Below are 13,832 nucleotides of genomic sequence, written 5' to 3' on the forward strand. Positions count from 1 at the left end.
CGGACTCATATAGCGCACGGGCAGCGGCGGTCAGTTTCCCAGGCGGGCCTTGCCGAATGCTTCGCTATAGGCCTTCACCACGGCATCCGAGACGCCGATGCAGCTCTTCACCAATGCGGTGATGGATTCGTCGCTGAGCTTGTCGGTGAAGCCCCAAGAAACAACCAGGTCCTTGATCTGCTCAACGCCCTGCTCGACTTCTGCGGCGGTAACCTCAGACAACGTCGGCTCAATGCCCTTGAAGCGCTCGCCAATGGCCTCTGCCTTCTCCTTCCAGGAATCGAACAGTTCCGCGAGCGCAGTGCGGTCACGGTACTTGAACGTGAAGGGCACCACGGCAGGTTTGCCGCCGACCTGCGGGATGGCCACTTCGACGGTGAACGTCGGCTTTGGCGCGATGGAAAACTTCGGCATGTGAGCCCCTTAAGCGTTGTATCGGGTTGGGCGGGAGGCGAACGACAGAGTGATGGTCCGCGTCATGATGTTGTTTCGGCTCAGCGTCGGGGTCGCGGTGATCGACACATAGGCGTAGTAGTAGATCGTTGCACCGCCTGGGAGGTTTGCGCGGATCAGCCGCGGTTCCTTGTCTTCGTCGGCAGCTTCTACGAGTGCGACATAGGCCTGAGCCGGATCATCCGCCACCGGCAGGGTCATACTGCTGGCCGATTTGGTGGTGGGCAGCTGACGATCATCGTCATCCTCGAGGAAGCCATAGGTGAGGAATTGCTGTTCACCGCCGTTAGCTGCGGGCTCAGTGATCTGTGCGATCTGAGTCCAGCCAGAAGCCTCGCGAACCTTACCGGCGCCGGAACCGGCTGGGTAATTTTTCACGCTGCTGGTATCGATGCCCTCAGCCGCGAACTCGCCGGTTTCGGAGTCGATGACGCGCGCCGGGCGGCCGTTCAGTTTCGCCCAAGCGGATTCGATGACAATCACGTCGCCATCGGTCAGACCATGCGCGGCCGCCGTGAGTACCGCCGGCTTGGCGTTGCTGATTGCGGTGAACGGTTTCGCAAGGCTCAACGTGGCCGCAATCTCGAAGGTGGTACCGTTGGGAATCTTGACGCTCATGGGTTTTCCTCTTTGCAGAAATGACAAAACCCGCTCAATGGCGGGTTCCGGGTTTGCCCAACGGGCGGATCTAGTTGGTGTCAGCTCGATAAAGGAATGAGACCGGCACCGTGTAGGTGGTGTCGTCCGGAATGCCCGGACCGGGATCGACTGGCGTCATCGTCACCACCGTTAGCGCACCCTTCGTGTTGCGCTCATACAGCGGGAACAGCGCGGCGATCTGATCAGCCAGTGCGCCAGCAGCACCACGGTACTTGCCCGAAGGCGTCACGATGCTGACCTGAAATACACCGGTGTACAGCTTGTGGTCACCGCCCAGCGTGTTGCTCGCGGTGTCAGCGGGCAGCGTGAAAGCCTTCAGGTAGGTGGTGCCGTCGACGGGAGTGTAAGCCTCGTTCTCGACGACCACTTTTAGCGGCACAGGTAACACTTTCGCCCAGGCGATAAGCTTGGCCTCGTAGATCGACGCGATGATGTTGTGACTCATACCTGGTTGTTCCTAATGGCCTCCAGCACGATCTGCTGGAAGCGGGCCACGGTGATGCGGACCATGCCGGCGGGTGCCTGAGTCGAATGCCCGAACTCCAGCGGGATCGCGTACGGTAAGTTATTGATGAGGTAAGCAGTCTGGCCGGCAGTGAAGTCGCTGACCGCTGAAACCAGCGCGGCGATCGTCTCTTGGCCACCCGGATCAACCTCGTCGAAGGTGACGTTTTCGATGACATCAATCGAAAGGTGCCAGTTGGCTCTGAACCGACCACCGACGTAATCCTTACCGGCAACCAGACCGTTCACGTTGAAGTTCTGGTCGCGCTCGGTCTTGGTCAGGGGCTTGGCATGCTTCAATCCGGCCTTCAGCTTGCCGGACTTGGTGAAGTTGCTGTCGGTCAGGTTGATGACCGTGTTGCGGACCGCCACCTTGAAGTCATAGTCATCGGCCGCACGGTTGTTGGCCGCCCGGTGAGCGACGTTTGCGGCCCAAATCTCGGGATTTCCCACCGGCGACATGCGGATGACGCTGCTGCCAACCTCGATAATGATCTCGCGCAGGCTGGCGTCGATGGCTTCCGTGGCCTGCGCTGCGAACTCGGCGAGGCTCAAGACGAAGCTGCCGGATTGTCCGGCACCGGCCCGGCTCACGACCGCACCTGCAATTCATACAGGATCGGAATTCCGGCGGGGTTGATCTCTTTCAGCGGTGGGACGATTGACCAGGTGCGGCCTTGAATGATGACCTTGTTCAACAGATCAGGTGCCCACTCAAGCCCCTGCGCGGCGATCTTGAGCTTCTTGTCGCCCTGCTTGATGAGGCTGTTGCTCTGAAATTCTTGACCGGTGAAGTCGAGCAGAATGCCTTGGGCGGTCTGCTCGGTGGTGGTGTCGGGCGGCGCGGTCCCGGTATCCGGGTCGTACTCGCCGACGGTGGTGGCCCGAATGATCACGGGCTGGCCGAACTCTGTGATCATCTCCAGAGCCATCACGGCCATTTCGTCGTAGAAGGCCATGGTGGCTCCAGATGCAAAAAGCCCAGCTCGACGGCTGGGCTCTTTATTGTTCTCAGCTTATCCGAATGTCAAAACGACTTTCGTCTGTTGAGGATTCAGCGCGCTCAGGATGTCAACCCCAACAGAAGGCAATACCATCCACTGAGGTTTGCCAAATGTCTGTGGGTAACCAATACCATCTTCTTCATGCCAGCGGCATGCAACACTTGGCTCTGCTTTACCTTCCCAGTAGCCCTTCGCGATAGCGAACGAGCCATCATTGAAAAGAATTGAGTCAACTTTGAATTTTGTCGTGCTTTTGATCATTTCCGATAACCCTTAGTTACTTGGATGGTCTGGGCATCAATCCACCGGTTTGCGGATCTATAGCGTCAGACGCAATCAAAGTGCCATCATCACCGTACTTCGTCAACTCTCGAATTAAGCCCGTACCGCAAACAAGCCCCGCTTCAGCAAGTAATCCGCGAACTGCGTCGCGCTCGGCCGATCCGGCGCCGCCGGCAGCAGTTTTCCGCTGGTGTTCGGGATCGTGGCGTATTCGCGAGTTACCGCGCCTTCGACACGCTCCAGAGTCACCGCTCCTTTGCGCTTCTCGATCGGGTCGATATCGTCCTGATAAATCTCAGCAGCCAGGGCCATCTGACCGTACTGGATGCGCGCAGGCAGGTAGTTGTCTGGCTTGTACTCACAGTCCAGCTCAACCCCCCGGCGCGGCCAGGCCAACGCCTGATCGCTGTCCATCTTGCGCCCCTTCCAGACCATGCCATCCATCGCCAAGGCGGAGCGGCGCAGCAGCGCTTCTTGCGTGGGCTCGTCAGCAGGAATGGTCACGCCGAACTTCACGGCGTACATGGCGAGATCCTCGGCGGATGCGTAGCTTTCGGCGTCAGGCTTGCCGGTACCATCCTCAATGATGAGAGTCATGAATCAGCTCGCTGTGGTGTTCTGGATCGGACGCTGCGTTGACGGGCGCCCGGATTGTTACGCCTGCTGAAGATCAGCAACTGCCTTTTCCAGCGATTCTACCGAAGCATTTGCCCGATACGTCACGTTGGCGGCGTCGAGCTGCGCTTTGAGGCCGGCGATCTTCTCGGCATTGTCGACCGCCTCCGCTGCTACCTTGAGCCGTTCGACCTCAGCACGGAGCAATTCAACCTCGCCCGCCAGACTATCGCGTTCGCCCTCGATGGCAACGACACCTTCGTGAATGGCCTTCAGTGCATCAAACAGGCGGATCGGAAGTTCGCCGGCGCCCGGGTGTTCAAGCTCGGAAAGGCCTTCGGCGGCCTCGATCAGCAGGACAATGCCGTCACGCTCTGCATTCATCTTGGCGATCAATTCCTGCAGCTCGGTGCCATCAACACCATCATAGCCGGCGATCAGCAGCACCGGCGCCGGATCAACATGTCGCAACGTCACTTCAGGAACATCTTCGGCCTCGTCGTCGCGATTGCCAGTGGCGTTCGCGTCAACAATGCGCAGGCCGTTTTCCTTGGCCAGCGCCTTCACATCCTCCTGATACTGGTGGAATGGGCCGGCCAAGTACCAAATATTTTTGTGACTCATGATCATTACCTCGCCGAGCCGGGCACGTCGCCCGGCTCAACATTCAGGGGTTACTTGGAGGCGTCACCGATCAATGCCACACCAGCGGTGTGCTTGATGCTGGTAGCAGTCTTGTCCCAGTTGGTGCCGGTCGCCAGCTCGGCGTCGGTTGGGGACTTGCCGCCAGTGGTGGTGTCCCAGGTGTAACCCTTCAGGCCCAGTCCGAAGGTGTAGTCGGTTTGCAGAGTGGTTTCGATACGCTCCTTGCCGTTAGTGGTCTGGACGTTGCTGATGATGTCGCGACCGTCGTGCACCAGCGCTGCGCCCTGAACCAGGGACAGGATGATTTCCTTGTTCGGGGTGCCTGCCTGCATCAGCGCCGGGGCATCCGTCACAACCGAGATCTTTCCGAGGATGTCCACCACTCGAACATTGCCCGCTTGGAACAATTGCTGCTGGTTCGCAAGGTTCTGGCCCACCAACTTGTGGTAGCTGGTGCCTTGCATCACTTGGGTGACCAGGTTCTGGCTTGCGTCGCCGAACTTCGCATGCGCGTTGTTCAAGCCGGCGTAAGTGATGCCTGCGGTAGCCGACACATCGTTGACTGCGGTGGCTTGAGCGGTGATCGCTGCAACCAGTGCCGCGATCGCAGTGTTCAATTGGTCCTTCAGCAGGATTTCAGCGAACGCGCGGCTCGCCACCTCGATGCCTTGCGCAGTTGGGCGTTCCAGCCAGGTCATCTGCGATGGCTCATAGCGGATCGGGCCGAAACCGCCGGCGACCTTCACCGAAGTGTTCTTCAGCTCGGTCAGATCGGTGGCAGCAACGGCGGCGTTGGCGCTGTAGCGATCCACGCGGCGCTGGGCAGCAGCCAGGGTCTGGAAGAACGACTCTTGGAGGAAGTCGCCAGTGAAGCCGTCCGGGGAAAGCACGATAGCGCCGCGGCTCGCAGCGTTGAACGCGGCGAGATACTGATCCAGCGTCTCAAGAGTCGCCGGCATGATGTATTCGTTGAAAACCTGCATTTGCGACAGGGACATGAGTTATTTCCTTACGATTGAGGGAGATCTGGGAACCGGCTTGCGATTGCAGCCGTGCGTTCCTCTTTGGTACCGCCGATTTTTCCTTTCGGGGCCCCGCCCCCACCACCTGCACCGCCGGCCCCGCCGCCAGATGCTTTACTGCCCGCGATCAGTGGCGCGAAGGCCACGTCGTTTGCGAACTCTGCTTTCAACTCATCCAGCGTTGCCGCCGAGAGTTTGCCCTGCTGGTCGAGCACGACCACAACAGGCTTCCCGTCTCGCTGCTCGACGCTTAGCCGGCGCTCGATGTGCGGCAACAGGGCTTTTGCACTTCCCGCAATTGCTAGGGCAGATGCGATGTCAGTAGCGGTACGGCCGACAGTCAGATCCCGGATCTGAGTGCTCAGCGTTCCACGCTCCTGCTCCAACATGCCGTTCAGCTCGGCTTCACGGCGGTTGTACTTTTCAGACCAGGACTTTTCGAGCTCTTCGACGTTGCCCGATTTGCGGGCAGCCTCTTCGCGGTCCAGGCGGGCTTGCTCTTCAGCATCCTTGCGCGCCTTGTCGGCCGCCTTCTTCTCGTCGAGAAGCTCCTGAACCTTCGACTTCAGGCCGGAAACGTCTTCGGGTTGTGGCAGGCCTTCAATGCCGAGTACGAACTTGCCGTCCTTCTCGGTGTAAAGAGCGCGCACGGTGTCATCCACCCCTTCCAGAGTGTCCAGCAGATATTTCAAACCCATTTGTTTGTCTCCCAGAGACGAGTTGCAGGCCCTGCCTGCGGACATAAAAAAACCCGCCGAAGCGGGTCTGGATAAATCTATCGCTGCGGAATTCTTTCCGCGTCGGGGACATCTTTATTGATTCTCTTCAACATACTCATTAGACCGCCGTGCAACCCTGTTTTTGTGGGTTTTCGGTTCGCCAATTGATCGAAAATTAATTGACCGGGGCCGTTGTATATTTCTTCGAACGACCCATCAAATCGGAGCCGGATGCCTAAATAGTAGTCAGGGACGTGGTGCACAGGAAAGGTGAGGTGATCGCTGAATGTCGTTTTGATTTGAACCATACGACCATCATCGGCAACCGCGTCGTGATGCTTCGTCAACCCTTCATTCAGAGTGATTTGGTAATGCAGGCTTGCGACGACCTCCCCGATATCGCCCACCAATCTTCCGTCTGGAGTAAAGGGCTTTCCCGGGTACGCGGTTTGAAGCTTCGAGACAGCATCGAATAACTGCCCCAACGCGTTGGCTATCTGCTCTTGCGTTTCGTGTTTCATTTTTTTGCATCCGCTCGCAGGGAATCAGGAGGTTATCTCAAATTCCTGCCCGCTCGAACGCCAAAGGTTCCAGCACTTTCATTTCGGCAAGGGTAAGCGGCTTGAAATTGCGATCAAGCTGCAGCTCGGAGAATCGTTCGATGCTCAGGCCGCCTTCGCGGAACAGCTTGGCGCGTACCGGGCCGATAGCCTTATCCTGAAACGCCGCTGGCTGCTGCTTGAGCCAGTCGTAATAGCTGAGGTCTGCCCTCACCTGCTGGGCGCCTGCATCGCCGATGGATGCCCGTGTGGTGTCCTTGGCGAACAGCGCGCTAAAGCGAGTCACCGCCACTACCGTCGAGCGACAGTTGATGTGGATCGGCGGCCGCGGCCCCTCAGTCAGCTTGAACCGGCGCTTGTCGAGCGTCCGGCACTGGCTGGTCGTCTTCGTATCCAGGGTGCTGACCCACTCCACCGACTGCACGACGTCGGAGTTCTCTTTTAGCGTCTCCATGCGTGCCTGGGTGGCGACGTGCTGCACTGCGGTCCGCACCACGGCGCCGGCATTCCGGTTGGTTGTGGCCAGGATGCCGTCGTTGTACTGAAGCGCCTTGGTACCGCGGATGTTCTTGATGATCTGGAAGTTGGTTTGACCTTCGAAGAAGCCCTGCCGGATCGCACCTGTGAGGCGTTGCCGCTCGGTAGTGGTGAAGCCATCAATAAACGACTTGAGCAGCTTGCCGCCATCGGCGCCGCGCACGCTGAGCGGGTTGCTGAGGATGGCCGCCCTGATTGCAGCAGCACCAGGCACCGCCGCATCGAACGAGACGCCCACCGGTGCCGCGCGGGTCAGGCTGGTTGCCTCGAATTCGGCCTCGTAGTTGGCGATGTCGATCAGATCGAGGCTCAGCTTCTCGCTGTATCGGTCGAAGATGCCCAGCAGCAGGCTGTCCACCTCACTCAGCAATCGCTCCAGCCGTGCGACGGTGTAATCCGTCAGGTCAGCGCGATTCAGCCGCTCGCGGATCGACCGATCAATCTCCTTGAGGAAAGGCCCGAACTTGGCGACCTCCCCCGACTTCAGTTGCTCAAGGAAAACAGCGTGGCGAATCGTGGCATCAAGGATCGCTTGGTTTGCGGCCATCCGGGATTACCTCGTCGTCATCCAGGTCAGGCCCGGGGTTCTCGGTTTCCAATTCGTCGCGAATCTGGTCGTCGGTCTTTTCGGGATCGATAACCCCGCGATCACGCAGGTACTGCCAGAAGTCACCTGCCGGCAGCTTGCCGCCCTGCACCGCGTTGAACAGGGCTGAGAGGATCGTCGCGTCCAGGGTTATCTGACTGAAGTCCTGATTGAGCTTGTAGAGCGTTTCGCCAGTGGCATTCACGAACTCTGCCATCCACGCCAGACACTGGCTGTAAGCCTCGCTGACGTTGCTCACCACCAATGAAAGGACGCTGTGTTCAGCTGCACTGTCGTTGTCGGCCTGGGTTGCGGTCTTCACTGCGCTACCGCGCTCGATCAGCCGGGCGCCCAGCGACACCATGTCCTCCTTCTTGGCGTCCATGGCCTCTTTGGCCACCGTGTTCGGCTGAGCCTGCCATACGCCGCATGTGCCACTGACCGGCAGTAGCCAGGGCGCACGGGAGCCGAGGAAGATGCCGTTCTTCTCCATGTGGTCGCGCCACTGCTCATCGAGCCCTGCCATCCACGGTTGCGGCTGGCCCACCAGGTAGGCCGCCTCTTCGTAGTCCGCGCTGTTGCGGTAATGGCCGATGTTCACTTCAGCCATGTCGTATAGCGGCGAATCGTCAATGCTGGTGTCGTTGTTCTCGCTACCAAGGAACTGGAACGGGATCACCTTCCATTGCTGGCCGGCACCATTCAGCGGAGAGAAAGGCGCAGTGACCATTGTTGTGGTGCTACTGCCCTCTTCCCACACTTCCTGCGTATAGATACCAGCACCATCGAGACGTAACACTCGGTACTGCACGACCTGCTCACTGCCAAAACCGTCATCGGTATCGACGTCGACCGTTTCTCGCAGCACGACAAGACTCAGCAGATGCTGACCGCCGACCTTGCGCGTCTTCCAGTTGATGATGGCTTCCGCCGGGTAGCTTGCAGCACTCGCCCGAGCTCGGCCCGCTTGTTCATCCGCCTTACTCACAGTGCCGGACTTCACGGCGGCGTAATCAACCAACAGACCGTGACGACCGACTTCGAGCAGATGCCCAATGACCGATTGCGACTGTTGGTAGATGCTCACACCCTGCCCGTCGATGTCCTTTGACACGTATTCGATAGCACCCGGAACAGTCAGCGTTGGCCAGGTGCGGAACACTGCGCCCACCAAACTGTGTTTCGTCCTGCCGGTGGCGTTATAGAACACCGCCCGCTTCTTGTATGCGTCGTAGCGGTCCCTATTGTCTTGGCTGGCGTCCGATGCATTCGGCCTCGGCAAATATCGGTCGCCAGCAGCTTTGATAGTTTCCGAACCTTTGGAGACGTCGCGCACCAAGCGCCAGCGGTACTGTGCCGCGTCGTACTCGGGACGGGTAAAAGTGACGTCCTTCATCGGGCGACTCCCATTTTCATTGAGGTGACCGGCTTCACGATCGGGTACTCGCGGTGGATGAAGTAACCACCGCCGTCGTTGGCGTGGTCGTTGCCTTGGCTCTTATCTGGCTCGCCGTTTGGCGCCCAGATCTGTTGCTCAAGCCCGTCTGCATAAGTCGGACAGGTGAACGGATTGACCAGGTAACGCCGCTCTCCCTGCGCGTTGCAGAACATGGCGTTCATAGCGTTGATCCGATCCTTCACCGGTGGGTTGGCCGCCGGCGCGATGACGGCGAAACCAGCCTGTTTGAGCATGGCCAGATCAGTGACGCTTGCGTTGACCGACTTCCGTGAATCGCCAGAGGCGTCCGGGTAGATCCGGATCTCGCAGGTCTTCTCGAAGTCGTTGCCGTTGTGTCGCCAGTAGCGCTCCTTGATGCGGCGGATCATGTCCGGCGTGTCGTAGCCATCCATAAGCTCATCCACGGCGCGCGGCAGACCCTGGTCACGTTTAACGTGGGTGATCGCAGCCATCTTGCCGACGTTGAAGTCCATGCCGATGAACAGCGGCTCGCCCGGCTGCACGGTGTCGAAGCAGCCGTTCAGCTTGCGATCGTACGCGTGGTAGATCGAGCCGGACGTCAAGTTGACGAACTGCCCATTGAGGTAGGCGCGGATCAGTTGCTCGGGGTAGGACTCCATCAGCGATGGGATGTAGTCGTCCGGCAGGTTCAGTTCATTGTCGAAGGTGCTGGCCTGAATTAGGCCGTACATAATCTTCAGCGCCGGCTTGTCACGCAGCTGCTTCACGAACTGCAGGAAGACGAACTTGAATCCTTCAGGCGTAGTGGTCACATCTACGCCGTTCTTCAGCCCGGGCAGGTTGTAGCGCATTCGAGCAATGATCTTGCGCCATGCCTGTTGAGCCTTCAGCGACGTCAGCACGTCCAGCTCGTCCACCAGTGCGTGACCGATCTTGAAACCGACGATGGTCTGCGGCTTTTCCATCGACCGGCAAATCACAGTGCCGCGATATTGCCGGCCGCTGTAGATGTGAACCTCATGGTTCGCCTGATTGATCTTGGTCTTCAGCCCCCAGTCGTAGGCCACTTCTTCCATCGTGGGGTAGAAGATGTCACGGATCTGCGGGTAAGTCGGCGCGAAGTAGCCAGCGTTGACGCCGGGCCACTCCATGAAGTGCTTGCTCAGTGCCGAGCATCCGACCCAGGTCTTCCCAGAGCCGAAGCCAGCAACGAAAGCGCGGAACTTGTGGGTCAACAAAAGGAACTGCGACTGCGGAACGTTAAGGCTCGGCATTCGGCTTCCTCGCATCCACCACATCCACCTGGATACGGCTCGGGATCGCCGGTTCGTCGTCGGGCTCGTCCTTCCGGTTGCGGTTGACGTAGATGTCGCCGACTTCCTTCGCGGCCTGCTCCAGAATCTGCATGGCCAAGCCGATGTTCTTCATCGTCTCGGCCCTCTCGACAAACCGGCCAAGTGCTCGAAGCCTGAACGCACGGTTGGCGATTGGGATCTCGGCAGTCTCTTCACGAAAACGCTTACGGGTGTCGTTGAATAGGGTCACCCACTTCGCAGCCAGGTTCACGCCAGCGCGTTTGGTGGGGTCGTGCTGTTCCACCTGTTGCCGTGTCACTTCAATATCGAATTCTTGCTTCACCGCTTGCGAGACTTGCGTCGGTGTGTCGAAGCACGCCAAAGCCTGAACGATGAAAGCTTTCACATCGCTTTTCAGGACTGCCATAGATTGGATTCCGTCTCATGCCTGTCTTACATCAGGCCGACTTGAGCAGACAGGTTCCGCAGGCCCTCGCAATGTTCAATTTCCCCACCTCGGCAGGATTGTTTGCAGCATCCACCAGCGCCTGGACATCAGCACTCGTACCGTAGCGTCGGACGACACCGACGAACTCTTCAACGTCGTGTCCGCGCAGCTTCAGTTTGGGCATGCCTTCTTCGGTGAATGCTGGAGCGCCGTACTTATCTGTCGCCTGGGCGATGTGGTAGAGCTCGTGTTCGACCAGTGCGCAGAACTCAAGGTCGCTGCATTGAGCGCAGTAATCTGCTGCCAGTGTGATGATGAAAGCCGGCACTTGGCCGAACCAATCACGCATCTGCTGCTCCATCCGGGCCTTCTGCCAACCACCAGCGCGGAGCGCTACCTGCTCGGCCTGGCCCAAGACCGTGCGCCCCTGCTTTTCGAAACTCGATGAAGCCCACATAACTCGGATGTCCGCATCCAGTAGATGGGAATGGTCTTCGTTGTGAATGCTACCGGTGTCGGCGAGAAACTCAGTGGTGAGCCACTCCCATACCTCTGGGGCTGGAGTCAGGCGGATACCAACGTCGGATAGATGGGATAGTTCCAGCAGTTGCGCTGGAGGGTATGGCCTTTTCATGGTCATACCCCATATTTCTGAAGGGCCTCGATAGCGGTTAGCGAGGCAGGAGAGGTTCTAAATCAAAAATCATAGGATTGAGCGGAATGTCCGCCAACCACATCCAGCAACGAGCCCAGCATCACAACGCCTGCAGTCACATTTCGAGCTACTTGAGCTACCGATTTGATTCCTTGGGTGCGTTTTTTCATCTTCGTCCCTCCCGGGGTTTTAGTAGGTGATGTTTGTTTGGTTTCGTTAGGGGAAATCGAATCCCCGGCCTGGTTTTTACATTCGCTGACATTGGCCTGATTGATGGTTACGGGGGCGTTATTCCCAATAACCGTTGTAACAGGTGCCGTTGTGCAGGTCGTGTTATGCCAGGCTCGCTCACTCCTATGATTTCTGTAGTGGCAATTCTACACCATCACCTATCTAGGATAAACATTGGTCGCTTTTTTTCGTCAAAAGATAAATTGCGTAGCAACCAAATGCGACACACTAAGTTTTGGGTATCCAAGGCTGGATTGCGCGCCACGATTTGGCGCATCCGAAAACGTGGCGTGAACTACCTGTTCCGGCGCTCGATATCGCCAGATGCTTTGTCACCACCCAAGCAATGCTCACAATTCAGCGTGCGGCAGAGCCAGGCTTTCACCCGCTGCCACCAGGTGACCATGAAGATGTGGCGAATGCCGGCGAGAGCCAGGCAAGCATGCAGCGTCACACCTGCAGCCGTGGGTGGCAGGATGAAATGATCGTTGCGAGCCAGGATCGCGTAGCCGCTGATGGCGATCGCGGCGTAGATGATCTTACCCACCACCCCATCACGAACCTTCCCGCTCAGCACGCACCAGGTCGCCCACAACCCGATCAGCCCACAAGCGAATGCGTTCAACGTTTCGTAGTTCATGGCGGGTTGCCTCCCCCGAACCGCTGGCGGATGAGCGCCCAGAGGTCAGCGGCTTTGATGGCGCGGGTGATAGCGGCAATGAGTGACCCGCCGAACGTGCCGAGCAGGAAGCCGACACCCGCCACGCTGCGCGGCTCGACCACACCGAAGTAGGAACTGATCAGGCCGGTGAGGTAGTGGGCACAGACAGCTCCCGAGAAAATGAAGATGGCCCAGGCCTTACGGTCGACCAGGTCATCGCGGTGCCAGAAGCTGGCGGCGATAGCGCCCAACAGTCCGGCCAATGCCCAGTCGAGCTTATCGAACAGGCGCTGTAGAAACTCCATGCGCTCGACTCCGTAGTGGCATGACAAACAAATAACACAAAAATGTTGTATTAAAACAAAAGTGTTGTAGAATGGACTCATCCAAACAACGAGGCGAGGTGATGAAGTTCAGCGAATTCAGACGATGGTTGAAGGCCCAAGGGGTGAGCTTCGAAGCCGGCAAGGGAAGCCACTTCAAAGTCACCGCCCCAAACGGCAACAGGACAACCTTCGCGGATCACGGTAGCAAGGAAATGCCAGAACCGACCCGCAAGGCGATCATTAAACAACTGGGGCTCTGAGAGCCCCTTCACCACATCTGAATGCTGGACCATCACCTCCGAGGAGTGACCATGTACGACTATGCAATCCGTTTTGAGCAAGATACGTGTCCAGGGCTGGCCGTGTACTGCCGGGATCTCCCTTTGCTGAATAGCTATGGCGATGACCGAGAGCACGCAATCAGCGAAGCCGTGGATGCCATCGAAACAACCCTGTCTATCTTCGTCGATCAGCGCCTGGCTATTCCCGCGGCATCTGCACCAGAGGCCGGAGAGGAAGTCATTCACCTACCTGCGGTGACTGTGGCCAAGATCGTTCTGTGGAACGAGATGATGGCCCGCGATATGCGCAAAGCCGATCTGTGCCGGCTTCTCGGACTGGCGCAGACCCAAGGGGATCGCCTAGTCGACTTCCTGCATACCTCGAAGATGGAAGCCATCGAGAAGGCTTTGGCCGCCCTGGGTAAACGCCTGGTGGTGTCTGTCGAGGCAGCCTGAATAAAAAAGTCCGTCAGGTGGCGGCCATGTACTGCATGGAGCAGTGAGGGGACCAGAAACGAAAAAGCCCAGCGCGGTGGCTGGGCTTCAAGTATTCGTAATGTGCATTTACATGGATCGAGCGAATGAATTCCATTCCTCAATAGCATCGTCTGCCGCCGACTTATGCTTACGCATCGCCTGCTGCTGCTCATCAACAAAATCAGTTATGCAGTCTTTGTATTCTTCAACGTCAGATTCGAATTGATCTCGCTCAAACTGATCTTCAAATTCGTAAGGAATATCAGGCTTGGTGCAGTTGTGGGACGGCGGGTAAGAATCCGCAAGTGCAAATGGCGAGAGCAAAATTCCAAACAGGACGAAAGCTCGCATCTTCCCTGCCTCACAAAAAGAAGCCCAACTTCTTGCCGGGCTTTTGTTGTCACTCCTACACACGCAGAAATGACAGGATGAGGAGATAATGGCTCACTGG

At 58.0% G+C, this 13,832-nt stretch carries 22 protein-coding genes; 2 read left to right on the plus strand and 20 right to left on the minus strand.

Annotated elements, in window-relative coordinates:
* Positions 1–30 precede the first annotated feature (30 nt).
* The 19 genes from KW839_RS11335 to KW839_RS11420 all read right to left on the minus strand — a co-directional run bounded on the left by KW839_RS11335 (position 31) and on the right by KW839_RS11420 (position 12,602).
* Positions 31–414, minus strand: a complete 384-nt coding sequence (locus KW839_RS11335; protein ID WP_218424366.1) for a phage tail assembly chaperone — start codon at positions 412–414, stop codon at positions 31–33.
* A gap of 9 nt (positions 415–423) precedes the next feature.
* Positions 424–1,071, minus strand: a complete 648-nt coding sequence (locus KW839_RS11340) for a phage tail protein (protein ID WP_218424367.1) — start codon at positions 1,069–1,071, stop codon at positions 424–426.
* 70 nt (positions 1,072–1,141) lie between these two features.
* Positions 1,142–1,558 (minus strand): phage tail terminator-like protein, encoded by a 417-nt coding sequence (locus KW839_RS11345; protein WP_218424368.1) that lies wholly within the window; start codon positions 1,556–1,558, stop codon positions 1,142–1,144.
* Positions 1,555–2,211 (minus strand): hypothetical protein, encoded by a 657-nt coding sequence (locus KW839_RS11350; RefSeq protein ID WP_218424369.1) that lies wholly within the window; start codon positions 2,209–2,211, stop codon positions 1,555–1,557. The genes KW839_RS11345 and KW839_RS11350 overlap by 4 nt, the downstream gene beginning before the upstream one ends.
* Complete coding sequence (locus KW839_RS11355; protein WP_218424370.1) at positions 2,208–2,576, minus strand: hypothetical protein; 369 nt, start codon at positions 2,574–2,576, stop codon at positions 2,208–2,210. The genes KW839_RS11350 and KW839_RS11355 overlap by 4 nt, the downstream gene beginning before the upstream one ends.
* Positions 2,577–2,633: 57 nt before the next feature.
* Positions 2,634–2,882, minus strand: coding sequence for a hypothetical protein (locus KW839_RS11360; protein ID WP_218424371.1), 249 nt, complete (start codon positions 2,880–2,882; stop codon positions 2,634–2,636).
* A 114-nt stretch (positions 2,883–2,996) separates the two neighbouring features.
* Positions 2,997–3,500: a DnaT-like ssDNA-binding protein gene (locus tag KW839_RS11365; protein WP_218424372.1), complete on the minus strand. Its 504-nt coding sequence runs from the start codon at positions 3,498–3,500 to the stop codon at positions 2,997–2,999.
* Positions 3,501–3,557: 57 nt separating this feature from the next.
* On the minus strand, positions 3,558–4,142 hold the full coding sequence (locus KW839_RS11370) for a hypothetical protein (protein WP_218424373.1): 585 nt from the start codon (positions 4,140–4,142) through the stop codon (positions 3,558–3,560).
* A gap of 50 nt (positions 4,143–4,192) precedes the next feature.
* Complete coding sequence (locus KW839_RS11375; RefSeq protein ID WP_218424374.1) at positions 4,193–5,161, minus strand: major capsid protein; 969 nt, start codon at positions 5,159–5,161, stop codon at positions 4,193–4,195.
* Between the two features lie 11 nt (positions 5,162–5,172).
* The gene (locus KW839_RS11380; protein ID WP_218424375.1) at positions 5,173–5,883 is read right to left on the minus strand and encodes a hypothetical protein; all 711 of its coding nucleotides are present in this window, start codon (positions 5,881–5,883) and stop codon (positions 5,173–5,175) included.
* 77 nt (positions 5,884–5,960) lie between these two features.
* Positions 5,961–6,425: a hypothetical protein gene (locus tag KW839_RS11385; RefSeq protein ID WP_218424376.1), complete on the minus strand. Its 465-nt coding sequence runs from the start codon at positions 6,423–6,425 to the stop codon at positions 5,961–5,963.
* Positions 6,426–6,462: 37 nt separating this feature from the next.
* Positions 6,463–7,548 carry a minor capsid protein gene (locus tag KW839_RS11390; protein WP_218424377.1) on the minus strand — a complete coding sequence of 362 codons (1,086 nt, stop codon included), beginning with the start codon at positions 7,546–7,548 and terminating at the stop codon, positions 6,463–6,465.
* Positions 7,523–8,983 carry a DUF4055 domain-containing protein gene (locus KW839_RS11395; protein WP_218424378.1) on the minus strand — a complete coding sequence of 487 codons (1,461 nt, stop codon included), beginning with the start codon at positions 8,981–8,983 and terminating at the stop codon, positions 7,523–7,525. The genes KW839_RS11390 and KW839_RS11395 overlap by 26 nt, the downstream gene beginning before the upstream one ends.
* Positions 8,980–10,281 (minus strand): terminase large subunit domain-containing protein, encoded by a 1,302-nt coding sequence (locus KW839_RS11400; protein ID WP_218424379.1) that lies wholly within the window; start codon positions 10,279–10,281, stop codon positions 8,980–8,982. Before KW839_RS11400 ends, KW839_RS11395 begins: the two co-directional genes overlap by 4 nt.
* On the minus strand, positions 10,268–10,729 hold the full coding sequence (locus KW839_RS11405) for a DUF2280 domain-containing protein (RefSeq protein ID WP_218424380.1): 462 nt from the start codon (positions 10,727–10,729) through the stop codon (positions 10,268–10,270). The genes KW839_RS11400 and KW839_RS11405 overlap by 14 nt, the downstream gene beginning before the upstream one ends.
* A 31-nt stretch (positions 10,730–10,760) precedes the next feature.
* Entirely contained in the window at positions 10,761–11,384 is a 624-nt protein-coding gene (locus KW839_RS11410; RefSeq protein ID WP_218424381.1) for a putative metallopeptidase, read from the minus strand.
* Positions 11,385–11,446: 62 nt separating this feature from the next.
* On the minus strand, positions 11,447–11,575 hold the full coding sequence (locus KW839_RS27645; RefSeq protein ID WP_256352625.1) for a hypothetical protein: 129 nt from the start codon (positions 11,573–11,575) through the stop codon (positions 11,447–11,449).
* A 356-nt stretch (positions 11,576–11,931) separates the two neighbouring features.
* Positions 11,932–12,276 carry a hypothetical protein gene (locus KW839_RS11415; RefSeq protein WP_218424382.1) on the minus strand — a complete coding sequence of 115 codons (345 nt, stop codon included), beginning with the start codon at positions 12,274–12,276 and terminating at the stop codon, positions 11,932–11,934.
* A complete protein-coding gene (locus KW839_RS11420) occupies positions 12,273–12,602 on the minus strand; it encodes an MFS transporter (RefSeq protein ID WP_218424383.1) in 330 nt (109 codons plus the stop codon). The genes KW839_RS11415 and KW839_RS11420 overlap by 4 nt, the downstream gene beginning before the upstream one ends.
* Positions 12,603–12,703: 101 nt before the next feature.
* Between KW839_RS11420 and KW839_RS11425 the strand changes: the two genes are divergently transcribed.
* Together KW839_RS11425 and KW839_RS11430 are read left to right on the plus strand one after the other, a co-directional pair.
* Positions 12,704–12,883 carry a type II toxin-antitoxin system HicA family toxin gene (locus tag KW839_RS11425; RefSeq protein ID WP_218424384.1) on the plus strand — a complete coding sequence of 60 codons (180 nt, stop codon included), beginning with the start codon at positions 12,704–12,706 and terminating at the stop codon, positions 12,881–12,883.
* A 51-nt stretch (positions 12,884–12,934) separates the two neighbouring features.
* Positions 12,935–13,360 carry a type II toxin-antitoxin system HicB family antitoxin gene (locus tag KW839_RS11430; RefSeq protein WP_218424385.1) on the plus strand — a complete coding sequence of 142 codons (426 nt, stop codon included), beginning with the start codon at positions 12,935–12,937 and terminating at the stop codon, positions 13,358–13,360.
* Between the two features lie 108 nt (positions 13,361–13,468).
* On the opposite strand, the gene KW839_RS11435 is transcribed toward KW839_RS11430, so the two are convergent.
* On the minus strand, positions 13,469–13,732 hold the full coding sequence (locus KW839_RS11435) for a hypothetical protein (protein WP_218424386.1): 264 nt from the start codon (positions 13,730–13,732) through the stop codon (positions 13,469–13,471).
* Between the last annotated feature and the right edge of the window lie 100 nt (positions 13,733–13,832).

It is taken from the genome of Pseudomonas sp. PDM31 (genome assembly GCF_019218965.1).
Lineage (GTDB): Bacteria > Pseudomonadota > Gammaproteobacteria > Pseudomonadales > Pseudomonadaceae > Aquipseudomonas.